This is a genomic window from Bacillus sp. FSL M7-1020, from assembly GCF_038050415.1.
Lineage (GTDB): Bacteria > Bacillota > Bacilli > Bacillales > Bacillaceae_G > Bacillus_A > Bacillus_A toyonensis.
On the sequence record NZ_JBBOTW010000003.1, the window covers coordinates 205,071 to 229,197 of the forward strand.

The 24,127-nt window shown below is 31.6% G+C and carries 18 protein-coding genes; 3 read left to right on the plus strand and 15 right to left on the minus strand.

The features are described from left to right. Positions 1 to 2: 2 nt before the first annotated feature. The 4 genes from MHB70_RS29650 to ald all read right to left on the minus strand — a co-directional run bounded on the left by MHB70_RS29650 (position 3) and on the right by ald (position 6,971). On the minus strand, positions 3 to 2,243 hold the full coding sequence (locus tag MHB70_RS29650) for a M60 family metallopeptidase (RefSeq protein ID WP_341343712.1): 2,241 nt from the start codon (positions 2,241 to 2,243) through the stop codon (positions 3 to 5). Positions 2,244 to 3,383: 1,140 nt separating this feature from the next. Further along, positions 3,384 to 4,766 (minus strand): amino acid permease, encoded by a 1,383-nt coding sequence (locus tag MHB70_RS29655; protein WP_061529974.1) that lies wholly within the window; start codon positions 4,764 to 4,766, stop codon positions 3,384 to 3,386. Between the two features lie 94 nt (positions 4,767 to 4,860). Continuing rightward, entirely contained in the window at positions 4,861 to 5,862 is a 1,002-nt protein-coding gene (tdcB, locus tag MHB70_RS29660; RefSeq protein WP_000628982.1) for a bifunctional threonine ammonia-lyase/L-serine ammonia-lyase TdcB, read from the minus strand. Further along, a complete protein-coding gene (ald, locus tag MHB70_RS29665) occupies positions 5,859 to 6,971 on the minus strand; it encodes an alanine dehydrogenase (RefSeq protein WP_061529975.1) in 1,113 nt (370 codons plus the stop codon). The genes tdcB and ald overlap by 4 nt, the downstream gene beginning before the upstream one ends. A 661-nt stretch (positions 6,972 to 7,632) precedes the next feature. On the opposite strand from ald, the gene MHB70_RS29670 reads away from it, so the two are divergent. Continuing rightward, a complete protein-coding gene (locus MHB70_RS29670) occupies positions 7,633 to 8,988 on the plus strand; it encodes an APC family permease (RefSeq protein ID WP_061529976.1) in 1,356 nt (451 codons plus the stop codon). Between the two features lie 173 nt (positions 8,989 to 9,161). Here MHB70_RS29670 and MHB70_RS29675 read toward each other — a convergent pair whose 3' ends face one another. The 3 genes from MHB70_RS29675 to MHB70_RS29685 form a co-directional block, all read right to left on the minus strand. After that, positions 9,162 to 10,214 carry a Fic family protein gene (locus tag MHB70_RS29675; RefSeq protein ID WP_061529977.1) on the minus strand — a complete coding sequence of 351 codons (1,053 nt, stop codon included), beginning with the start codon at positions 10,212 to 10,214 and terminating at the stop codon, positions 9,162 to 9,164. A gap of 484 nt (positions 10,215 to 10,698) precedes the next feature. Beyond that, on the minus strand, positions 10,699 to 11,643 hold the full coding sequence (locus MHB70_RS29680; RefSeq protein WP_061529978.1) for an L-lactate dehydrogenase: 945 nt from the start codon (positions 11,641 to 11,643) through the stop codon (positions 10,699 to 10,701). A gap of 783 nt (positions 11,644 to 12,426) precedes the next feature. Next, positions 12,427 to 13,275, minus strand: coding sequence for a formate/nitrite transporter family protein (locus MHB70_RS29685; protein ID WP_061529979.1), 849 nt, complete (start codon positions 13,273 to 13,275; stop codon positions 12,427 to 12,429). 637 nt (positions 13,276 to 13,912) lie between these two features. Between MHB70_RS29685 and MHB70_RS29690 the strand changes: the two genes are divergently transcribed. Continuing rightward, positions 13,913 to 14,845: an FAD-dependent oxidoreductase gene (locus MHB70_RS29690; RefSeq protein ID WP_061529980.1), complete on the plus strand. Its 933-nt coding sequence runs from the start codon at positions 13,913 to 13,915 to the stop codon at positions 14,843 to 14,845. A gap of 186 nt (positions 14,846 to 15,031) precedes the next feature. Beyond that, positions 15,032 to 15,778: a C39 family peptidase gene (locus MHB70_RS29695; protein WP_061529981.1), complete on the plus strand. Its 747-nt coding sequence runs from the start codon at positions 15,032 to 15,034 to the stop codon at positions 15,776 to 15,778. Between the two features lie 776 nt (positions 15,779 to 16,554). Here MHB70_RS29695 and MHB70_RS29700 read toward each other — a convergent pair. The 8 genes from MHB70_RS29700 to MHB70_RS29735 all read right to left on the minus strand — a co-directional run bounded on the left by MHB70_RS29700 (position 16,555) and on the right by MHB70_RS29735 (position 23,626). Continuing rightward, positions 16,555 to 17,175 carry an HAD family hydrolase gene (locus tag MHB70_RS29700; RefSeq protein WP_061529982.1) on the minus strand — a complete coding sequence of 207 codons (621 nt, stop codon included), beginning with the start codon at positions 17,173 to 17,175 and terminating at the stop codon, positions 16,555 to 16,557. Between the two features lie 19 nt (positions 17,176 to 17,194). After that, positions 17,195 to 17,959, minus strand: coding sequence for a DeoR/GlpR family DNA-binding transcription regulator (locus tag MHB70_RS29705; protein ID WP_061529983.1), 765 nt, complete (start codon positions 17,957 to 17,959; stop codon positions 17,195 to 17,197). 267 nt (positions 17,960 to 18,226) lie between these two features. Continuing rightward, positions 18,227 to 18,940 (minus strand): Crp/Fnr family transcriptional regulator, encoded by a 714-nt coding sequence (locus MHB70_RS29710; RefSeq protein WP_061529984.1) that lies wholly within the window; start codon positions 18,938 to 18,940, stop codon positions 18,227 to 18,229. A gap of 349 nt (positions 18,941 to 19,289) precedes the next feature. Further along, a complete protein-coding gene (gene rd / locus MHB70_RS29715; protein ID WP_061529985.1) occupies positions 19,290 to 19,454 on the minus strand; it encodes a rubredoxin in 165 nt (54 codons plus the stop codon). Between the two features lie 25 nt (positions 19,455 to 19,479). Beyond that, on the minus strand, positions 19,480 to 20,694 hold the full coding sequence (locus tag MHB70_RS29720) for an NAD(P)/FAD-dependent oxidoreductase (RefSeq protein WP_061529986.1): 1,215 nt from the start codon (positions 20,692 to 20,694) through the stop codon (positions 19,480 to 19,482). Between the two features lie 20 nt (positions 20,695 to 20,714). Continuing rightward, a complete protein-coding gene (locus tag MHB70_RS29725) occupies positions 20,715 to 21,950 on the minus strand; it encodes an FprA family A-type flavoprotein (RefSeq protein ID WP_061529987.1) in 1,236 nt (411 codons plus the stop codon). A 141-nt stretch (positions 21,951 to 22,091) separates the two neighbouring features. Continuing rightward, positions 22,092 to 22,799: a class I SAM-dependent methyltransferase gene (locus tag MHB70_RS29730; protein ID WP_061529988.1), complete on the minus strand. Its 708-nt coding sequence runs from the start codon at positions 22,797 to 22,799 to the stop codon at positions 22,092 to 22,094. A gap of 101 nt (positions 22,800 to 22,900) precedes the next feature. Beyond that, positions 22,901 to 23,626 carry a YwiC-like family protein gene (locus tag MHB70_RS29735; RefSeq protein ID WP_061529989.1) on the minus strand — a complete coding sequence of 242 codons (726 nt, stop codon included), beginning with the start codon at positions 23,624 to 23,626 and terminating at the stop codon, positions 22,901 to 22,903. Positions 23,627 to 24,127: the final 501 nt, after the last annotated feature.

Sequence of the window (24,127 nt, forward strand, 5' to 3'; positions counted from 1 at the left end):
TATTACTCGATTGTAATTGGTTTCCATAACGATAAAGCAAATATCCAATTCGTGTCACCATTTCCTTGATGATTTTGAATAGCTTCATACACTTTCCCTTGATGTTCTACTTTGTCACCCTTTGTATATGCCTTCTTCGGATCCCATTTTTCATAAGATACATTTTGATCTTTTGTTTTTATCGGAAGAATGTTACTTTGAATTGATGTATTTCCAGCTGCATCTACAGCCTTCACTGCATATTTATATTCCTTATTAGCTGTTAAGTTTTGATCAGTAAACGTCGTTCCTTGTACAGTTTGAATCAATTGTCCATCGCGTAGTACCTGATATTCTTTTACACCTACATTATCTGTAGAAGGGTTCCATTTTAGCTCTACACTGTTAGAAGAAACGTTGCTTGCATATAATCCTTGTGGCTGTGTCGGAGCCTCTGTATCTGGTTTCGGATTAACAATTTGATTTACTGTTTTCAGGCCATCCTTTGTAACTTCGTATAAGGCTTTTTTTCCAAAGCTCTCTTGTTTACTATTATCGACATTCATAAAAGTTGCTCTATGCACACCTTCTAGATGTGTTAACTCAATATAATCTCCTACTTTGACTGGAACTTTTTGCAGTTCAGCATTTTGTTGTTTGTTTCCATAAATGTCTTTCTTATATACTACTGTTCCTGATGCATTTTGTACTTTAATACTCGCATATGTTTCATTAAAATAATGATGCGGTATGCCTTCTTTTAAGTCGATTTGCATTTCTTCTGTCGACTTATTGAAATTGACTTTAGCAAACTCAAAATCACTAATTCCTTTTAATGACCATGCAAACTTGTTTCCTTCTAAAATATTATTTCCATTAGGCATATCTGGTTTAATTGGATTAGAATCCGTACCCTTCCAAATCTCTGCTGTTAAAATTGGATATCCTAATGCAGCCACTTTTTGGATGGTATCGTTATTTGGACGTAATCCCCACTTCTCAAAGAAAGGAATCAAATTTTGTTTGGCTACTTTTGATGCTGAAATCATAAATAATTGTTTTTTCGTTTCATCAGTTTGTGGAAGTTCACTTGAAGGCATGTCTCTATACAATTGATGTAATTTAGGATGGAAATCCTCTCCATATGCTAACTGTAGTTGCCAAAGCATAACAAGCTTAACAAAAACATCACTAATTTCGTCATAATTTTTATTCGTTTGTTCTAGATATTGAAACGCTTTTGGATAAATTCCACTCTTCTCTAAATTGGATGGTTGATTAAATGCTTTTTCTACAGAAAGGCTGTATATATTATTTTGTACTTCTGTCATATTATAAAAATTCCAGGGCCATTGTTGTCTCAAATGCCCTGCCTCATGCCATGGACCCCAGCCATCTTTTATAAATTTATTAATATCTAACACGTATTGGATTGCATCTCCTACATAAGCGGTTCGATAAGGATACGCATACATATAATAATCGGGCGAATGATTTTCTTCTACGTAATGAATATAATGTTTATCTGCTTGTTCCTCGGATAACCCAGCTACTTTGTCCTGAATTCGAGTAGCTTCATCCAACTTTTTTAAGAGTTGTACAGGATCTGTATTAGAACCCAACAAATATTTCTTAACACGTGCAGGGCTAGCCGTAATTAATACACGTTCTCCCTTTAACTCCACTGCATGTGCATTTGGATATTGGTCCAGCATGTTTATTAAATCTTGTTTCGTATGCTTTCCTAGTTCAAAGAAAGGAGTAGTCGTCCCACCTGTTGTGACTGTTGTTCGAATGGTACCACCTTGTTGTTTATTATAAAAATAAATCATTCCCCCATTTGGAGATTGGATTGTGTTTATACCCGGTTTTAATGTAAATGATTTTATTTTAGAATCTTCTCTCCAAGAAGCATCATACGAATACGTTCCAATGTATGCTTGAATATCTTGATTTCCTTCTACATTAATTGTTATTTGTTCATTTGGCTTTGCATATAAACCAGTTGGTTCATATGGACTAAATGCCATACTTTTTCTTTCCTGTTGTTTCAGTACTTCAACATCCCCTTTTCCTGGGACTGTATATGTTCTATTTTCTGATTTAACTGACTTTTCTTCTTGCAATGATGTTGATAATTTTTTTTGCTGCTGCGTTTCCTCTGCAAAGACATCTGATGAAGAAGCCATTCCAGAAGCAAGTATAGTTAATGTTGCAGTAGCTACAAGTATTCTTTTGGTTTTATGCTTTGATTTATTCCCCATAGTATCTCCCTCTCATTTCCTTGATAAATTTAAAAGTTTTCATTTCTTCAGCATGTGCTTCCGTACAAAAACTGTTCATGAACTTGTATTTATTACTTTTTACATAGTCCTCCCTTTATTTTATTTATAATTATATTTAGATGTTATTTTATGACACATATAAATACAACTTTATAAAATATCTATCAAAAAACGAGTATTTATGTTTTAATCTAGTATTCCTAACTGTCTTACAAATCAAATAAATCACACAAAGGTAGTCATTTCGTGTGAATAATACTTTAAATCTAATTAATTTCAGACTAATAATTCATAAAAAATTAATATTATGTAAAATCCTATCAAGGAAATACATATAAGCTGATTCGTCATGCATACATTGAAATCACTAAGGTGTTTACTACCATCAGATTGCTTCATTCCTTTTTTATCGTTTTCCGACAGAAGACTCTTTCCTCAAAAATGTGAAGGTGTGAAACACCAATTGTAGGTGGGAGATGAATGTCGGTTGGCATAGGCCAACATGTTTGCTATCATTTACTTGTACAGATTGCTCTTTGAAAACTGAAGATATGAGGTTGGTTGCAGAAAAACGTTGCAACCGTAAAATCTTCAACGTTCTATCGCCCACACTTGCCGAAGTTGCGAAAACCAAGCTAAAGTAGGGAGTGTGGTGAGTCAACGTACAAGATACTTATGTTCTCACCGTAGGGACTACGGGTAGAGCCTGCTAAGATAACCGGTGGATAATCGGTGTTCGCAGGAATCTCCCACTTCAAACAGCCCGTTAGGACGTTAAGTGGTGAGTAGTTCAATTCAGTTCAAGTTTGTAAATTACTAGGAGAAAAAAACGTTATTTTTTCTAATTTTAAATAAAGCCACTTTATTTAAAATTGAATTAAAGATAATTTATCTTCTTTAAGAAAAATATAAGCGGATCTTAACCAAACATCTTTTAAATATGTAATGCTCCTAAAAAAAGAATCTATTTTGAAAATAGATTCTTTTTTACGTATAACATAAATTTTCAAATTCTTTTGATCAAATTTTTAATAAAAAGAAAAGATACATCCCAAAAAGAAGAATCCTACTTGCTCAAACATGTAGGGTGTGATAACCTTTGTCTCTGATATTTCTCATTTATAGTTTGTTTAATTGGCTGTGTCTTTTAGAATATATAAAATATACTATTACTCCAATAAATAACCAAGCACCGAAATAAATCCAAGTTTTTAAAGGTAGATTTACCATTAAGAATAAGCAACATGTTATTGAAATAATCGGTAAGATTGGTACCAGTGGTACCATAAAACCACGTTTTAAATTCGGATGTGTTTTACGAAGAATGATAACAGTTACGCCAACCATAGCGAATGTTAATAATGCTCCAATATTCGCTATATTCGACAATTCTTTTAAATCGAGAAATCCAGCAATTAAAGCACTACCAATCCCTGTTAACCAAGTTGAGAATACTGGCGCCTCTGTCTTCTTATTAATTTTCGCAAAAGGTTTTGGTAATAAACCGTCACGGCTCATCGCGAAGAATACACGTGTTGTTGCATAAATGTAAGCGAAAATTACAGCCATAATACCAATTACAGCTCCAACTGATATTACACCCGCCACTTTATTTTGTCCTACAACTTCTAATACGTAGGCCATTGCTTCTGGTACATCTAATTCCTTATAAGAAACCATACCTGTCATAACAAGACAAACTATAACATAAATAATTGTACAAATAACTAAAGAAGCAATAATACCAATCGGTAAATCACGTTGTGGATTTTTTACTTCTTCAGCAGAAGTTGCTAACGCATCAAATCCTAAAAAAGCAAAGAATACTGCAGCTCCTCCGGAAAAGACTCCGCTTATACCATACGGTGCAAATGGTATCCAGTTTTCTGGTTTCACGTAAAAAACACCAACTGAAATGAATAAAACAACAATACCAATTTTTATTAATACCATTGCGTTATTCACTCGCTTACTTTCTTTCGTACCTTTTGATAATAACCAAGTTATTATCAATGTAATGATTACTGCTGGTAAGTTAACAATTCCACCTTGCGTTGGAATCGTTAACAGTGATTTGGGTATCTCAATCCCAAATCCACTTACTAAGTTGTGGAAATAGCCTGTCCACCCCCCTGCTACCGCCGCAGTTGTAACTACATATACTGACAGTAAGGTCCATCCCATTAAATGGGCTACAAACTCACCAATCGTCGCATATGAATAGGTATATACACTACCCGAGACTGGAAGAGTAGAAGCGATTTCTGCATAACATAGGGCAGCAAATCCGCAAACAATTGCTGCAATCATAAATGAAAAAATAACTGCTGGACCCGCATCTCTTGCTGCTACCAATCCAGTTAATACAAGTACTCCTGTACCAATTATCGCACCAATCCCTAGCATGGTAAGGTCAAATGCGCCTAATGTTTTTGTCAAAGTCTTACTTTTACTATCTTCTAACAATTTCCTAACTGATTTTTTCCTAAATAAGTTGGCCATAACACACGCCTCCATTTATTTAAAAGAGAGCTAAGATATCCACTCCTAGCTCCCCTTTAGTAAAATGATTCTATTATAAAAAATTCTTCAATCGTTATTTTACCTCGTTGGCAACAAAGAAATGCTCACATACACTTGAAATACGTTTTAAATCTACATTGCCGCCTGAAATAACCGCTACTACTTTTTTACCCTGTACATATTTATCCACTTTTCCTGCAAGAAGAGCGGCTGTGGCTAACGCTCCCGCACCTTCTACGACAGCTTTTCCGCGTTGCAGTAAGTCTTTCATCGCTACTTCTAATTCTTCTTCCGATACAGTTACAATATCATCTACTAGATCTTTTACAATTTCAAAAGTTAAATTTCCTGGTATTTTTACTGCGCAACCATCCGCTATTGTCGGTTCCTCATAATGTTCTACAATTTTCCCAGCATCATAAGAAGCTTTCATTCCATGAACATTATCTGCTTGAACCCCAATAATATTAATGGAAGGATTAAATGATTTCAGCGCTACAGCAATTCCTGAAATAATCCCTCCCCCACCAATAGGTACAATAACAGTATCAACATCCCACATGTCATCCAGAATATCTAAACCAATTGTCCCTTGGCCAGCCATTACTTCTACATCATCATATGGATGTAGGTATGTTTCGCCTGTTTCTTTTATAATCTCTTCACATTTCGCTTTTGCATCATCAAACGTATCACCGTATAAAATAACTTCAGAACCATATCCTCTAGTCGCATCCACTTTAGCTTGCGGTGCGGAGGTTGGCATTACAATTTTACTTTTAATTCCAAGTAAATGGGACGATAATGCAACACCTTGTGCATGATTTCCAGCTGAACAAGCGATTACACCACGTTCTTTTTCTTCATTTGTTAGTTGGGAAATTTTATTAAATGCCCCACGAAATTTGAATGAACCTGTTAACTGCATGTTTTCTAGCTTTAAATAAATTTCTCCACCGGTTTTACTGGTTAAATAGAAAGATTTAACCAAAGGTGTTTTTCGAGCATTTACGTCAAGAACTTCTTTCGCTTTTTTAATGTCAGTGATATCTAGCAAAACATTTTTGGTAATCATACTAACACTTCTTTCAATTGTCTAAAGTCTAAATCTAGCGTCATACCTAAATTTTCGTAGGTAATAATACCTTTATATATATTTACACCAGATGCTAATGATGATTTATGTTGAATTGCATTTTCTAATCCGTCTTTAGCAATTGCTAATAAATACTCAATATTTCCATTTGCCAACGCCATAGTTGAAGTACGTGGGGTGGCACCAGGCATATTTGGTACCGCATAATGGATTACATCATGTTTAATAAATACAGGATTATCATGAGTAGTATAATGGTCAATTGTTTCTATTGTACCACCTTGATCTATTGCGATATCTACAATGACACTTCCTGGCTTCATAGATTGAACCATATACTCTTTAACAATTTTAGGAGGTCGAGATCCTGGTATTAAGATTGTTGAAATAAATAAGTCTGCCTCTTTAATCGTTCGCTCTAAATTTTTAGTATTAGATTCAATTATATTTACCTCTTCTGTTGCGTATTGCTTTCTTAAATATGCAATTCTTTCTTGATTAACCTCTAGAATTGTAACACTACATCCAATCCCAATTGCCATATCACAGGCATTAGTTGCAGCATTCCCTCCACCTAGGATTACAACTTTTCCGGCAGGGATTCCCTCAATACCTGATAATAAAATCCCTTCCCCTTGATGTTGTTTTTCTAAATAATAAGCTCCCATAAATACCGCTCGTCTTCCAGCAATTGCACTCATAGGTTTTAATAATGCTAAATTTCCATCCTCACTAATAGTTTCACCAGCAATCGCAGTAGTTCCAGCACTTCTCATTGCTTCCACACACTCTTTAGATGCGGCAAGATGTAAAAATCCCCATACAATTAGATCCTTTTTAAAGTAATGGTATTCCGCAGGTAGTGGTTCTTTTACCTTTACTACCATATCAACATCCCATGCTTCGCCTTGAGTAACTATGCTTGCTCCAGCATTTATATATTCATCATTCGTATAACCTGAACCTAATCCAGCATCTTTTTGTACCAATAATTCATTTCCAGCTGCAACTAATTTTTGAATATTTTCTGGAGTCATCCCTACACGAGCTTCCCCTTTTTTTATCTCTTTCACTACACCAATTTTCATATCAACACATCCTTTATTAGAGTGAGTTATAAATTAAATTGATTTTTGTCAGATAAATATAAAATTCATAATATTCACCTTTACAATATTTTTACAATATAATTTAATTTATAACATTGGATTGCACCTACAAGATAACATTAGTAAAAATAACTGGTCAATAATTTTGTGAAACATTTCACAAAATGTTTCATTTAGCTTATTTTCTATATTTTATATCGAAAATATGATTGAATCTCTCAATACTTTGTGATATTCTTCACAAGAATATATCTTCTCTTTTGAATTTCAATTTATTATTTTTCTATATCAGAATATTAAAATCCCTCATCTATTTTTATTATTCATAAAAACGAAATCTCTTTTTAAATCCATATTTCGGGTTAAATTAATTAATTTCTTTTAATGGATAATTCATAGAACTTTACTCACCTCAAATCATGTGAATACATTCACATGATTTGAGGTGAAATTAAAATTTCTTTACCTATACATTTGATTTCTTTTTTATTTTGTATCTGAAATTTATTCAAATTTTCTAGGTGGTAAGGATGAGGGCGGCTATTTGTATGAATACAGGATATACTATCAAATAATTTAACAAACTAGATACAGAATTCATAAGAGAATTTATATATTTTTCTAATTGGGAGTGATTATATTGTCACAACAACAACTTAAAAAGGATATTGGTTTCTTTGCAGCATTAACCACAGTTATTGGTACCGTTATCGGCGCCGGAGTATTTTTCAAGCCCACTGCATTATATGGAGTAACAGGAACAGCGAGCCTAGGATTACTTGCATGGGTAATTGGTGGTATCTTAACCGTTTGCGCAGGACTAACTGCTGCTGAACTATCTGCCGCTATTCCTGAAACGGGGGGAATGATGGCATATCTAAAGAGGACTTATGGGAACTTAACTGCTTTCTTGCTTGGCTGGGCACAAACTGTTATATACTTCCCTGCAAATATTGCAGCACTCGCTATTATTTTCGGGACACAAACGGTTAGTTTATTTGGCCTAAATGTTAATGAACACAAAATGCTAATTATTTTAATTGCAATTATTACCGCAACATTTGTAACTCTTATGAACTTTTTAGGAGCTAAAGCAGCTGGTGGAATCCAAATGGCTTCGACTATATGCAAATTGGTTCCATTAGCATTAATTATTATTTTTGGATTACTACACAAAAGCGACGTTACTTTTCAGCTTTTCCCAATTGAGGCAGGGCCGAACAAATCTATGATATCTGCCCTTGGATCTGGTTTACTCGCAACAATGTTCGCCTATGATGGATGGATTCATGTAGGGAATATTGCTGGAGAAATGAAAAACCCTAAAAAAGACTTGCCTAAAGCAATCGTATTAGGATTATCAACAGTAATGGTTGTTTACTTATTAATTAATGTCGCGTTCCTAATGGTCATGTCTGCAACATCGCTTGCGGGTACTGATACACCCGCTTCTCAAGTAGCTACAATTCTTTTTGGAGCTATGGGAGGAAAACTAGTTACCATTGGCATTTTAATTTCCGTGTTTGGAACGATTAATGGTTATATTATGACGGGAATGCGAATTCCTTATGCCATGGCTATTGAGAATAAACTACCATTTAGTAAATGGTTTGCTACATTATCTAAAAATAGTCGTGTCCCTTATAATTCTGGTCTATTTATGCTATTTATTTCTATTATTATGATGGCTGTCGGCGGATTCAATACTCTTACTGATATGTTGGTATTTGTAATATGGATATTCTACACAATGACATTCTTTGCTGTATTTATCTTACGAAAAAGAGAACCTGATCTTGTACGACCTTATAAAGTTCCATTGTATCCTTTTATACCATTAGTTGCTATTATTGGTGGATTGTTCATTGTTATTAATACCTTATTCACTCAACCTCTGTTAGCTTTATGTGGAATAGGTCTAACAGCACTCGGCCTCCCTATTTATTACACTATACGTAAAAAGGAACAATTTGATATAGAAAATCGTACTGAGTAGAAAAGGCTTTCTTAAAGATATGATACAGAAGTTAATGATTATATTACAATTAATAGTCTATTTGACTTATTTTCGCTTCTAAAAAATATAATCGTCTAACAAATAATAAACAAGGAGAACCCCTTTTGGGTTCTCCTTGTTTATTATTTGTTAGTGTCCTAGAATTCTTTTCCTTAAGTTAATTTACTCTTTATCCATTCTGCATTCCTACCTTTAGAAACCAATTTAATATATCCCTGTGAATTTAAAGCGTGTAGTGTTTTATTTATAGTACTTTCACTTATGTCTGGATGCATGTTTCGAATATTTTCTTTAGTAAAAGGATGATTTTGTTTGTCTATGTATTTCTCAATTCTTTTTCTTTTAGTATGAGTGCTTATACAATTGTTTATTAAATTATTTAATTCTTCATATGCATCTAAAACAATATCTAAAAAAATTTTCATCCAGAAAACTACATTATGATCTCCTTGATGCCAGTTAGCTGCAGATTTATACAGAGCATCATAATAATCTGATTCATATTTTTTAAAATATTTCTCTATACATGTATATTTTACAAATGTATATCCACTTTCAATTAATAACCATTGAATTAATATTTTTGCTAACTTGCCATTCCCTTTATTAAATGGGTAAATACATAGGAAATTTAATATAAATTGAGGAATCAGTAGGAGCGGATGAAAATTCCCTTTAGCCCTTAATGTATTATATTGTTCGCATAGCTGATACAAATATTGCGGAACCATATCATATAAAACAACTGTACGTAGTTTGGATTGATTATTTAACATTGGAATACATGATAAAACAAGTTCGTTTTTTCTCCAATTACCACTTTCAGACGTTGAATAATTCAGTAATTGGAAATGCAGTTCTTGAATTGTTTGTGGTTTAATAGGCAGTTTGTGATTTTCTTTTTGCACAAGTTCTAATGTTTTGTAATAACAAAATAAAGCGTCCTCTTCCAATGTTTGAGGGCTAACACGATTAGAAACAAATTTTTTCAACTGTTTATTTGAGAATGTCAACTTGTCATATATATTAGGAAAAGTTTTAATATATTGTAGAGATATACTCTTTTCCAAAAGATCAAAGATCTCTGGTTTTTGAGTTTGATATGCTGATATTGCTCCTTTATATTCACTGATTTTACTTATAATATTTATTAGTTCCCTTTTAAATTCTAAATTTGTATATTTTTCTTCAAAGAAATTTCTCATCTCGTTCCCTCCTTTCCCTAAGGTTTATTGCCAACTTTGTATGCTCCATTATCCCCCTAATTTTCACATTCCCTACTGTTTACTTATTGTTTTATAAATGTTCATTAAGGATGTAATTAAACGATAGCCAGATGCAAACATGGATCGCTCTCTTCTTATTAATGTATGTAGTTTATTGGATTGTTAATTAATAAATAAAAAGGCACTTCCTTAAATTATTAAAAAAGTGCTTTTTATTTAATCAAATATGTCTGTATTTAGTTACTTAAAGGAAACTATGCACAAAAGGTATCAACCTTTTGTGAAAATCATAACATATTAAGCTATAAATAATTACGTCGATTCTAAAAACGCTCAATCTTGATATGTTATGAATTAATGTCGTACATAATCTTAGTTACTTTCAGAGTATGTTAGATTATGTACATTTAAACTGTTGCTAAGTATTTATATATTCGACATAATTTTATACGATAAATTCACTTTATAGTATTGGAGACATGGTTTCTTTTAATGTATGCACAGAATGATTAAAGTTAAACTTTTCTTCTTCATTTAACTCAATTTCTATAATTTCTCGAATACCTTGACGATTTATAACAGCAGGAACTCCTATATACACGTCATTATGACCATATTCATTTTCAAGGTATGCAGATACTGTTAACACACTATTTTCATGATGTAGAATCGCCTTTGTTATACGTAATAAAGACATTCCAATTCCATAACAGGTCGCTCCCTTACGTTCAATTATATGATAGGCAGCATCACGTGAACGAACAAAAATTTCGTCTAAGTCATTTTGATTATACTGACTTTTATTTTCTAAAATGGTTTGTAGCTTTTGAACGCCAACTGAAACATGACTCCAAACCGGAAGCTCTGTATCACCATGTTCACCAATTATATAAGCATGAATATTATGAGGATCAATCTCAAAATATTCCCCTAACATGTAACGGAAACGTGCAGAATCAAGTGTTGTACCTGAACCAATTACGCGCTCTTTCGGCAGACCAGACTCTTTCCAAGTCACATATGTTAAAATGTCCACTGGATTTGTTGCAATTAAGAAAATACCATCGAATCCGCTTGACATGACATTTCGAATAATTTCTTTAAAAATCTTAGTGTTTTTTTCGACTAAGTCTAAACGTGTTTCACCTGGTCTCTGTGGCAATCCAGCTGTTATTACAACAATTTGCGCATCTTTACAGTCCTCACAGCTACCCTTCCATACTTTTGTTGGTGATGGTGAAAAAGGAATTGCATGACTTAAATCCATTGCCTCGCCTTCTGCTCTTGCTTCATTTACATCCACAAGAACGAATTCTTCTGCCAGGCCTTGATTAATCATACAATATGCATAACTACATCCTACGGCCCCTGTACCAATTAAAACTACACGATTAATATTTTTATTCATTTATAGATCCCTCACTATTTATATTATGTTTTTGTGCATTGTTGTTATTCTAATAAAAAGAGATTTAATTGATTTTGAATAAACAAATAATGAACTCGAAATATATTTATGTTCAATACCAAATAGTTAAACTAATATTCCTCTATATACGTATCACCAGCAAGTATTGCTCCAAATTTTTTCTTATATAACTCTAAAAAAACATTATGTATAGCTTCACTGATATTCTGTGAATATAAAAGAAAAAATAATAAGATAGATTTTTAATTACACTTTCATCAAAGAAAATTCTGTAAACAGATTCAGTTAATACATCTAGTTAAATAATATTGTTAACGCTTACATTTAGAGGATCCATTAACTGACCATCATTTCTCATATTGACATCCTTATCTTCATCCAAATCTGATTACTGCAAATTTAAGTTTTTATACAAAGGATTTTTCTATCCATTTTACCAATAGTTTTCCGAAAACACTTCTCTTTCCTGAATGAATTTTTAAAATTAATCTCCTAGTAAACCTCCTAATAAAATTTTTATAGGTTGCTGTAATATATTCAACATGTGACCTTGCATTTTATATTAACAAATTTACAGCACATAAATTGTGAATGTTTTTCGTATATTTCCCGTCCCTTTTAAGTCTTACAAAGACAAACAATATATTTTATAAGAGAAAAAATACAATTAAAAACGAATTATATCAGTATTTCTCGCATATTGATTCAATTGATATAAAAATAATAGTGTTATTTTTATACGGAAATGATTATATTAGTAACTTAAAGTTTTATTTGTGTTTGTAATGGAATATTTTCCTCAAATTGAGATTCCACTAAATCTTCCACCTCTTCAGGAATAGGGCCATTTTTTGTTATATAATGATATACCATACCAACGAATACAGATCCACCAATAATATTTCCAATTGTAACTGGAATCAAATTATAAATAGCTCCACTTAAAGAAATTGTATTGGGATGTGGCGATACTAGAGAAATTGCAAATAGCGATAAATTTGCAATGCTATGTTCATATCCGGATAAAAAGAATGTAAAAACTAATAACATCATAACAATGATTTTTGATGTATCCCCTTTTACTTGAGAAGGAAGAAAGCATGCTAGACAAACGAGCCAATTACATAAAATAGCTTTGAAAAATAACTGTATTGTCGGAGTATTCATTTTCACTTCCACAACATTATTTAGCAAGTGTTCATATTCAATTTGATCAAAAATACCAGTACCATAAAATAATAATGCAAAAAATATTGCACCTATCAGATTACCTAAAAAACAGGCACCCCAATTTCGAAAAGTATCTAGGATTGTTGTTTTTTTTCGTAAAGTCGAGATTGTAAAATACATTGTATTCCCAGTAAATAATTCCGCCCCACCATATATTATTAATATAAGTGCAATTCCAAAAAACAAAGAAGCAATTAGATATGTTGCAGGTGAATTTACAACATGAAAAAAATCTCCTAATTTAAAACATAATACTATAATAAATCCAATATAGATGCCGGCTAGTACCGCGCGTACAAAATATTGTATTGGGTCTATATCTAATATTTGTTTCTTCTTTTGTGCAAGTTTTATAGCATCAGCTATTCCTTGTTCTAACATAAAATTATACACTCCTTTAGTTCCTGCTTATTTTAAATTATCCTAAGAATAAACTACTTGTTTCAATATTTACTTTCAAGGATTTGTTCAACAGTTCACAAAACAAACACAATATTTTTACAAAATAATCCAAATATTATGTAGTGATATCTGCTATATAAGCTAAAGCCTAGAGGGGACATACTACACGAATAATACATATTCAATGCAGAGTTAAAGAATAAGAAATTCTGTATAACAAGTCTTAATTTATTATGGTTAGGAAAGTACTTCACCCTAACTTTTACTGACTTGCAAAGTAATTATGATTCATTGAGAAGTCAATTACATATATACATAGAAAGACCTACTATGATAGGTTACACTGTGTTTGTATACGTTACTCTTTAAAAATTGAAGAAAAACTTTTATCAACTACCATATTCAACATTTTTATCCGAAATATCTTAGTAAAATAAAAAATCTTGTCTCTAACCTATGAGTTTAATGAAACATCTTTGTTTCTCAATACCCGCTCCAAAATAAATTGTGACATATTTTAAAATACACTATATATCAAGCACTCTTTTTTAAAAATTGTTATAATATGAACGGGAATTCTTGCTCAATACTTCACAATACAAAAGGAGAATTTGATATGAAAAAACGAAAACGCTTAGTCATAATCGGTAATAGTGTATCTAGTTTACGCTGTATTGAACAAATTTTAATACACAACCCTAATATGTATAACATTTCTATTTTCAGTGATGAACTCTATCCTCTCTACAATCAGATAAACACTATTTCATTAAACTTAAATATAAAAAATAGAATGCTGAAGAAATATAATTGGTACAAACAACATAATATTAAGCTTTTCACAAGCGAAAAGGTAATAGAAATTGATCGTGAGGACGAGGTCATTGTTACAGATAAACGACGTATTGTTTTCTACGATAAACTCATCATTGCAACAGGCTCTACTGCTTTTATTTTTCCCGTTAAAGGACTGCAATTATTTGGAGTAAATAAACTTAAAACAACTGAAGAAATCCAATTTCTATTAAGTACTAAGAAGCATTCCAAAAAAGCTATTATTATTGGCAATGGCATGCTCGGTCTAAAAATTGCACAAAAATTACTTGATTTAGGAATAGACGTCCACGTTGTTCATTTCATTTCACACTTAATGGCAAATCAAGATATCCTGGATTGTTCATTACTACGTAACAAGCTAAAAGCAAAAGGGATTCAATTTTTCATGGAAAAAAACACGGTTAAAATCCTAGGTACAGAATACGCAGAGGGGATTCAATTCGAAGATGGCACTATTATTAAATACGATTTAATTGTAATACCTATTGGTAGGCGACCTAATACACATTTAGCAGAAAAGGCTGGTTTACATGTTAACCGTGGCATAGTTGTTAATAAGTATATGCAAACAAATGATAAATTAATTTATGCAGTGGGTGAATGCACTGAACACAATGGTATTACATTGGGATTTCCAGCCCCCCTCCATACACAAGCCACTGTATTAGCCGAGCATATAACAAATATACAGAAAAGCACTCTTTTTGCGTAATTCTTTAGTTAATTAAAACTAGTTCATTATAACTTTTATCTATAAAAAAACTCTTCTTAATAATTGTTTAAGAAGAGTTTTAATCCTTTGAAAACGTATTAAAGGGATTACTTCAATATTGAAATATTTCACAATCCTATTATGTACTAAATTAAAATGTCAATTTGAATAAGGAGACATACTAAAATGCAACGACACAAAAAAATATATATTTTAATTATTTTCTGCATCGTATTATATATATTAACTATAGTGCTTAAAGGTGAAAATAATAGCGCTAAAAATACAATATATGGGATGGACAAACTTGTTAAACTCGATAAAAAAACTTCATATTCTAAAAAGAACAATCCTTTAGAAGTCCCTTTAATTCTACAAACTCCAGAATTAGAACGTGGATGCGAAGTTACAAGTTTAGCAATGCTTCTAAATTTTAATGGTCTATCCGTTGATAAATTAGAATTAGCTAAAAATATTAAATATGTCCCTTTTCAAAACAATGGATTAATGGGAAATATGGACGAAGGATTTGTCGAAAATATGTATGACATAGATATGCCTGGTTTAGGTGTGCATATTAAGCCGATTTTAGAGTTAGCTAAATTATACATATCAGAGAATTGTATTATAGATTTAACTGGAAGTAGTCCCGAAAATTTATATAAAGCAATTGACAAAGAACACCCTGTTTGGATTTTAACAAACGCAAGCTTCCGCAAACTACCTGATTATGAGTTTCGTACTTGGAAAACAAATACGGGTGAGAGGCAGGTTACATACCGTCAACATAGTGTTTTATTAACTGGACACACCGAACAATATGTATATATTAATGACCCATTAGATACGGAAAAAAATAAAAAAATTGATAAGAAAGATTTTGAGGAAGCATGGGTTCAATTAGGTAGACAAGCCCTAACCATCATTCCCTAAAAAACACCTTGATTTGTAGTTTGTAGTTGAGATAGACTTAAAATTACCGGATATTAATTATGTAATTATTATATAATAATTACATAATTAATATAGGAACTCATATATTTATAATTAATTCTCTTCCTTACTAACTATAAAAAGGACACACCTGTACCGCTGAAATGGTACAGGTGTGTCCTTCATGCAAATCAAAATCATTATATAGCGATTTTTATATTTTATAAACTAAAACAATTCCAACGAATTTTTTGAAAGCATTCTCCTTCCTCAAACGTGTGAAGAACGATAGCCCGGCGGTAGGTTGGAGATGAATTTCAGTTTGGCATCTAAGGGTGGTACACCTCTAAGTAACACTCAGGGAAACGAAAGGTTACTTTCATCGTGGAACTAAGAAGCTCCCACTTCAAGCTTTGGTAACAATTTATGTATGTCGAACAATTAAGATGGCTTACTGCCATCCCTTGTCCGAAGCCTATTCATCTCCCACTTACTCACTTCGCGTTCCTTGAGGAAGGAGTCTTCTTGGCTAAAATGATAAAAATACTTACTAATTATAATAATTCCACCTTCATATTTTGAGTGTCACTTTAGCTTTAAACCGACCACAGTTGGAAGCATAAAGTTACCAAGAGTTAAGGTGCTTTTATGTTTTAAAAAGCCTAAAATATCAAAAAAACTTTACCTAAAAGATAGCACCAACAAGACAAAAATTTTGTACGTTAAGCATGGCTTTTTAATGAGTAATATAATTTTTTTATTAGAATTGAGCCTGGTTAAATTAAATCCAAAATATCTTTTGGGGTATTTAATACATAGTCAGCTTTTTCAAAACCTTCCTTTATCTTTGAACCCCATAAAGCGAGTGCGAATTTTACACCAGCACTTTTTGCACATTGCATATCGTATATAGAATCTCCAATGTATATCGCCTCATTATTAGGAACATCTAATTTCTTTAAACAAGCTAATAATGGTTCAGGGTGTGGTTTGTGCTTATCTGTATCACACGCACAAATTGTATGTTCAAAATGACCGCTTAAGCCAAATGGCTCGAACTCATCTATTAACTCTTGCTTAGTTTTTGATGTAACAATACCAAGCTTTAATTTACTAAGGGATAACTCTTTAATAACGTTTTCTAATTCTTCAAATACGGAGACTTCATGAGAAAAATCTAGTACAGTTTTCGCCCATTTCGGATGAACAACGTCTATATTTTGTACTTTTAATTTCTTTAAGGTTTCTTTTCCAGGAATCCCTAATGCAAATCTTAAATCTTGTAACGCATAATCTTCCTTTAGTTCTTCTTTTAAAACTTTTTGTAAGGATTTTAGTATTGCTTTTTCTGTGTCTAAAATTGTTCCGTCTACGTCAAAAACAAGAGATGTAATCAAAATAAATCCTCCCTATTTTTTAATCTTCACTTGCAATTACTACTTCAACACCGTTCTCTTTCAAAATGTTATATAAATCATTAGACATAACTTGATTTGTAATGAATGTGTCTATAGATTCAAGCATTAAACCCTTATAATTTCGTCGCTGATTCCATTTAGTGTGATCTGCCACTAAAATAACTTGATCAGCATGTTTTATTAATTCACGCTTGAAATATATATCTTCTTCAAAACCATAGTATATCCCGTCTTCTGTAATACCTGCGGTTCCAATGAACACCTTGTCAAAGTGATAATCTTTGAGTTTTTCAGTGGTAGAGGTCCCCGTAGTATGTCGAGAAATCTTATTTAAAGTTCCTCCCAAAAGGTGAATAGTCGTATCTTCAGATTGAGCTAACATATAAGTAGTATCAATCGAATTCGTCACAATAGTTACGTTCTTTGATTGCAAATGTTGTGCTACAAAGTTGACTGTTGTTGAAACGTCTAAATAAATCATGTCATTATTTGCTATCAAATTTGCAGCTTTCATTCCAATCAATTTTTTTGTTTCTAATTCAGTCTGTGACCGCTCTTGATAAGTATCAATTTTCTTATGAAAAGTTGCTAAAGCCACTCCCCCATAAGTTCTAACTATTGCCTTATTGTTGGAAAGTTTCACTATATCTCTTCTTGCAGTATCTCGTGAGATATGAAACATTTCACACATTTGTTTTATATTCATGGTTTTATGTGTTTCTAAATAATTAAGGACTCGTATCAATCGTTCTTCTTGATTCATAAGTAACCTCCATAAGGATATTTTAAGTTAAAATAAGTTAATTATCAAGTGATATTAAGTGATATAATACAAAAATACCTCTTTTATTAAGTTATTTTAATCCAAAATAGTATATCTTTATTTTTAATACCTTTATAATTTCAAGCTATTTTACGAGTAATTTACAGTTTATCGTTGGAATCATAAGTTGGCCGTAAACTAAAAGAAGCATAAGATGGCCGTAACGGCCATCTTATGCTTCTTTTTACACTGGGTAAGTGATTTCTGTCAGAGACTGATAAGTCTTCTAATAGCTAATTGATTTTTTATTATAATTTTCTTGTTTCCGACGGAAGCCACAAGTCCTAAACTTTCAAATTTATTCAATTTACGACTAATAGTCTCTCTTGTTAACCCTGCATAATTTGCCAATTCTTCTCGTGTCAATGGCAAATTGATAAGTATTCCATCCTCAGTACTTCTACCATATTTATCACAAAACTCCAATAGTATATGAGCAATTCTAACTTCTGGATTGTTTGTCGCTAAATTTTGCGCTAAATTCTCTACCTTAGCTAGACGCTTTGTGACAATTTTTAATAACTTCAATACAATACTTGGATTTCGTTCCATTATATAATCCATATTTTCTTTTTTTAGCATACAGATATGAGTATCTTCTATAGCATATGCACTAAAATTACTCTTTTCATCATAATTAAATACATTTAATTCACAAAAGGATTCACCACTTGTTAAAATATGCAATATTTGCTCTTTCCCCTGAAGAGTTAATGTAGATAACTTTACTTGTCCACTATTAATAATAAATAATGTATCTGATTTATCTCCCTCAAGAATTAATGGCTGGCCTTTCTTAAATTTTTTATGTTTTGTCATTAAAGCTATATTACTAATTTCCTCTTCGGAAAGGGTTTTAAAAATTAGTACTTTTCTTGGGCAAAGTTCCCTTGAATTTTTATGATCATAATGCTTGGCCATATTTTCTCACCTAACTTTAAATATAGAATAAAAAATACACTGGTACGTAAGGTTATTGTAGATTTTTTTATTAAAAATATCAGTGATTCAAATCACAATTATATTTTTTAAAAAATAGTAATACAATATCTACATAAACATATTTTAAATATGTCATAGAAAATAGGGCCCTGAGGAGAAAGGGTGGCGCCAGGGCCCTATGGAGTGTACCGAGAATGGCTGAATCGGTATAAATATATGTTACACAATTATTATAGATTTTTTAAAAAAATATTTCTGTGACCGCAATCACATTCAATAAGAAAAAACAATGAGAATACTATGCAGTATTCTCATTGTTTTTTTCTTATTATTCATTTATTGGTGCAAAATGGTTTTTATCTTCTCCGCAAACAGGACAAACCCAGTCCTCTGGTAAATCCTCGAAACTTGTTCCTGGTTCTATATCCTCATCTGGATCTCCTACCTCCGGGTTATAAATATATCCACATGGTAAACAAATGTATTTTTTCATAATTCCCTCTCCTTTCTATACAGCTTTATATTTTCTCTTTTAACTTGCTCATTATTTCACTTATATTGGTATTTATTAAATCTATTCCTTCTAATGATACTTGCTTTTCAATCGCAGATTTGTAAGGAATAGATGCAGCAATTCCTTCTAATGAAATCACACCCACTATTTTATTATTCTTAATAAATAACCTTGTATACTTCTCCTTACCATCTTCTTCAACAATTGTTGTATCACATTGCTCTTCATTAACTGATCCAATTGAAAATAAAGATACATTGAATGCGTTAAAAATAGTAGTTGGAATTTCTTTTTTGTAAATAGCAGTTTTCGATACCATGTTACTACCAGCTACTCTTCCTTGTTCCATTGCAGTCGCCCATAACCCTTCAATCTCATCATTTATTTCTGCAACATCTCCCGCAGCATATACGGATTCTATATTTGTTCTCATCTTCTCATCCACAACAATACCTCTATTTAATTTAATAGCAGTATCCTGTACAAGTGTGGTATTCGGGGTAACGCCAATTGAGTAAACAATACTATCACAATTGATTTGATAATTTTCGTTCACCTTTATACCAGTTACGGATTCTTCCCCGAGAATAGAATCAATAGAAGTATTTAAATACACCTTTACTCCTTCACTTTCAATTTTTCGTTTTAAGAGAAGCGAAGATTTTGTGTCTAATTGTCTTCTCATTAACGAAGGGGCTACTTCTACAATGGATACCTTTATACCAGCTTTCAGAATAGACCATGCTGTTTCTAACCCTTGTACACCCCCACCAATGGTCACAATACTCTCTTTTCCTTCTAAATATCCTTTAAACTCATCTGCTTCTTGCATGTCCCTAATAGTAAAAATATTTTTTTTGTTAATTCCATTTAACTCTAATCTTCTATTATTTGCTCCTGTACAAATTAATAGTTTATGATAAGCAAATACCGCTTCATTGGATGTAACAATAAATTGCTCATCTGTATTAATTTTTACCACCTTTGTATTTATTAAAACTGATATATGATTATCTTGATACCACTTTTTCTTTTTAATTAACACTTTTTCACTGTGTAAATCTGAATACAGATCCTTTGATAATTTAATTCTTTTGTAAGGTAGTGATGGCTCTTCACCAAAAATGAATATATCTGATTCTTTATCATACTCTCTGATGGTTTTAGCAGCATTCACAGCGGCTACACCACTCCCAATAATAATAAAATTCTTTTTCATATTTTCACCTCTACTTTCTATTAAATAGAACTCAATAATAAATCTGTAACAAATGTTGTTGCATGTTGGATTTTCTTTACTTTCCCCTCATCTTTTGGAGAGAATCTAACCCGAATAGGAAATTCAACATGAGTCATACCTGTAGATTTGATAACTTTTGATGTACTTTGTACATTCATATTTGTTTCATTGAGGTAATCTTGTATCACCTCAATTGCCTCTCCACTCCAACCATATGAACCGAATGAAGCTGCAATTTTCCCTTCTAAATTCTTTTCTGTCATTTCTTTTAAAATTTCTTCTAAATTACCAATCATATCTGCATATCTAGTTGAAGATCCTATGAAGACTGCATCAGCTTCTTGAATACTCTTTAAAACTTCTAATTTTTTTGCTTTATCAGCGTTAAATACTGTTACATGAATATTATCTGCTTCTAGAGTTTCTTTAATAATATTCGCTACTTTTTTTGTATTATTTTTAATTGTTGTATACACAATTGTTACTTTTTTATCTTGATTCGTATCTCTACTCATATTTGCATATAAATTAATATACTTCTGTATATCTTGACGTAAAATGTAGCCATGAGATGGTGCGATCATTTGTACATCCAAATCTTTTAGAGCTTCTATTAATGTTCTTACATATCTTCTATGTGGATGGATAATGGCATTATAATAGCCAATAAAGTCTTCTGTAATATCTACATTCGCTTTATCACTGAAAATCTCATCATTTGCTATATGAGTACTAAAAATATCACATGGAAATAAAATTTTGTCCTCTACACAATAGGTAATCATCGTTTCTTCAGTATGAAGATATGGCGTTTCTTTAAATTTCAATGTTTTTCCGCCAATATCCAATGTATCACCGTCTTTTACTATTAAAAACTTTCGATTATGCAGCTTATACATCTCTTGTATTTCTGGTACTGCAATTTCTGTACATACAATTGTTGCATTAGTAGCTCTTGATGCTAATGCTGCTAATCCCCCTGAATGGTCGGGTTCTGTATGATTCACTACGATATATTGAATTTCTTGTGGATCAATTAATTTACTTAAAGATTCTACAAACTCTCTTCCAAACTCTATATCAACTGTATCAATCACTGTTGGCTTTTCCGTTTTTAGCAAATACGCGTTATAAGTTGTTCCTTTTGCTAAGATCAAACGATGAAACGGAACTTCTCTATTATCAACTTTCCCTACCCAATATATATCTTTAGTTAACTTAATTTCTTTGCTCATATAACTCAATTCCTCCTCAATCAGATTTGATTTACAACTGAATTATATAAACCTTTTTATAATTAAAAGAGGACTAGAATCACATTTTAAAAAAATAAATAAACACCTGAGTAACAACTCTCTACTCAGGTGTTTTTTTATTTATTTTGTTGCTACAATTACTAGAGCCGGACCATCAAGTGAATATGTTTTTTTATCAAAATTAGCGTAAGTTTCTACTGACTCGAAACCACAATCTATTAATATCAGAAGTAATTGTTTTTTTGTAATTGGATATAACTCTATACTATTTGAGAATTCTTCACCACTTGTATTTAATGTTACAGTAAATCGCACTTTTTTTCTCTCTATTGCATAATCTCGTTTGAATGAGAAGTGTTCTTTCTTAATTACTGGAAATATGAACTGTTTTTGATTTAATACTTTTTCATAGTTTACAATTTGAATTATTAACTTTCCGTTTTTCTTAAGTTTTTTAAAAGCACTTTGAATAAAATCAGTAATTTCCTGTACATTGTCTAAATGAACCAACGTATTTCCAATACAATAAATACCATCAAATATTCCAGGTACCTCGTCTATTTGCTGCATTCTAAGTGTATTTACATAAAGTTTCCCTTTATGGGGTATTGCTTTCTCAGAAATTTTATCAGCCATTTTCTTCTCTGGCTCCATCGCAGTGACAATCATTCCTTTTTCAACTAATGCATTAGCCACGTTCCCTGTTGCCGCACCTACATCAATTACGGAGTCTCCCTCTTGTAAATAAGAAGCAATAAAATTCAATTGTTTTTCATTTGCCGGAAAAATTTCATCATAATACGGCATTAATTTTTCGTAAAAAGTCATTATTTATACAATCCTTTCTACATTCAGTATTAGAGCAGATATTAATGTAATAATTAATTCAAATTAAATCTGAATAAAACAATATAATACAATATTAGCCTTTACGAGATAAAATATTTAAATACTATTATTGTTGTAATAAAAACGTAAATAGCATTTATACTCTCTAAAATTCCCACTTTTAAAATTGAAATATTTCTTCCATAAAGTACTATAGACCGTATCAAACTCGGGATAAAAATAATGGTAATTGATGGTGATAAAATAAACGTAACAATCACAAGTAATAAATGGTACCACCATGACACAATACGATACGTTGGATTCTTTTTTTCACGAATCATTGTTTTTACATAAAACGTACTCCCTATAAAATATAAAAATGTTATAGTCGCTATTATCAATATGTTTTTATCTACTGTTTTCATTGTGAAGTAATAACTAATAATTCCCCCTATACAAAACAAAATAATTGCACATACATCATTTAATAAAGCTCGTTCATTTTTTTTACTAGAAAAATAAATGTTTATACAAAAAAACGGGAGCATAATAATAGAAAAGTACACTATACGCCATTCATAACTAAGAGCAATAGCCGTACATATACAAGCCTCACCAAAATAAAGAAGAAAATAATATAAATAATATTTCTTTCGCGGCTGTTTTACATACATTAATAAGGGGTACGTAGCTAAATACACAAAAAACCACGCTAAAAAAAGAGGTATATGATACCAAGTCCATTTACCAGTTAAAATGCCTAAAACAAATGGAATAAGCAGCATACCCCAGGCTCCATGCTGCTTTGGAATAATTAACTTCATTCTTCCACACCTCATATTTAACTTTTTTTCAAAATTTTACTTAAGAATTATAATCAGTAGCATATATAACATTACATTTCTAGATAAATACCATTACCAGTGAGAGAATCCCCCACTGGTAATCATACTCCACCAATTCAGGGAATACCCATCCCGAATAGTAAAATAAAATGAATTTTTCATACTCACTCTTCACTTATAAGATAAACTATGTTTAAAAAAATTACTGTGAGTGAAATCACTGCATTCTATTTTTATACCTTTTATTTTATAAAGTGAAACTTTCTTCAGTTCGTTTTTTTATATCTATTAGTACCCCTACTATCTCTATCCTAAAATAAGGAAATCTATTTCCTATATCTACACATAGTTAATTCAATCAATCTCTATACACTTTTTATAGACACGCTAATACGAAAAATGTATAGATTCAATCTCTTTTAAAAAGAAAGAATTATATACATCTTATATGAGTAGCATTGCACATTTTAACTATATATA

Coding starts and splice junctions, on each gene's coding strand:
- MHB70_RS29650 (WP_341343712.1), bottom strand. CDS start 2,243: ATGGGGAATAAATCAAAGCATAAAACCAAAAGAATACTTGTAGCTACT.
- MHB70_RS29655 (WP_061529974.1), bottom strand. CDS start 4,766: ATGGCCAACTTATTTAGGAAAAAATCAGTTAGGAAATTGTTAGAAGAT.
- tdcB (WP_000628982.1), bottom strand. CDS start 5,862: ATGATTACCAAAAATGTTTTGCTAGATATCACTGACATTAAAAAAGCG.
- ald (WP_061529975.1), bottom strand. CDS start 6,971: ATGAAAATTGGTGTAGTGAAAGAGATAAAAAAAGGGGAAGCTCGTGTA.
- MHB70_RS29675 (WP_061529977.1), bottom strand. CDS start 10,214: ATGAGAAATTTCTTTGAAGAAAAATATACAAATTTAGAATTTAAAAGG.
- MHB70_RS29680 (WP_061529978.1), bottom strand. CDS start 11,643: ATGAATAAAAATATTAATCGTGTAGTTTTAATTGGTACAGGGGCCGTA.
- MHB70_RS29685 (WP_061529979.1), bottom strand. CDS start 13,275: ATGTTAGAACAAGGAATAGCTGATGCTATAAAACTTGCACAAAAGAAG.
- MHB70_RS29690 (WP_061529980.1), top strand. CDS start 13,913: ATGAAAAAACGAAAACGCTTAGTCATAATCGGTAATAGTGTATCTAGT.
- MHB70_RS29695 (WP_061529981.1), top strand. CDS start 15,032: ATGCAACGACACAAAAAAATATATATTTTAATTATTTTCTGCATCGTA.
- MHB70_RS29705 (WP_061529983.1), bottom strand. CDS start 17,959: ATGAATCAAGAAGAACGATTGATACGAGTCCTTAATTATTTAGAAACA.
- MHB70_RS29710 (WP_061529984.1), bottom strand. CDS start 18,940: ATGGCCAAGCATTATGATCATAAAAATTCAAGGGAACTTTGCCCAAGA.
- rd (WP_061529985.1), bottom strand. CDS start 19,454: ATGAAAAAATACATTTGTTTACCATGTGGATATATTTATAACCCGGAG.
- MHB70_RS29720 (WP_061529986.1), bottom strand. CDS start 20,694: ATGAAAAAGAATTTTATTATTATTGGGAGTGGTGTAGCCGCTGTGAAT.
- MHB70_RS29725 (WP_061529987.1), bottom strand. CDS start 21,950: ATGAGCAAAGAAATTAAGTTAACTAAAGATATATATTGGGTAGGGAAA.
- MHB70_RS29730 (WP_061529988.1), bottom strand. CDS start 22,799: ATGACTTTTTACGAAAAATTAATGCCGTATTATGATGAAATTTTTCCG.
- MHB70_RS29735 (WP_061529989.1), bottom strand. CDS start 23,626: ATGAAGTTAATTATTCCAAAGCAGCATGGAGCCTGGGGTATGCTGCTT.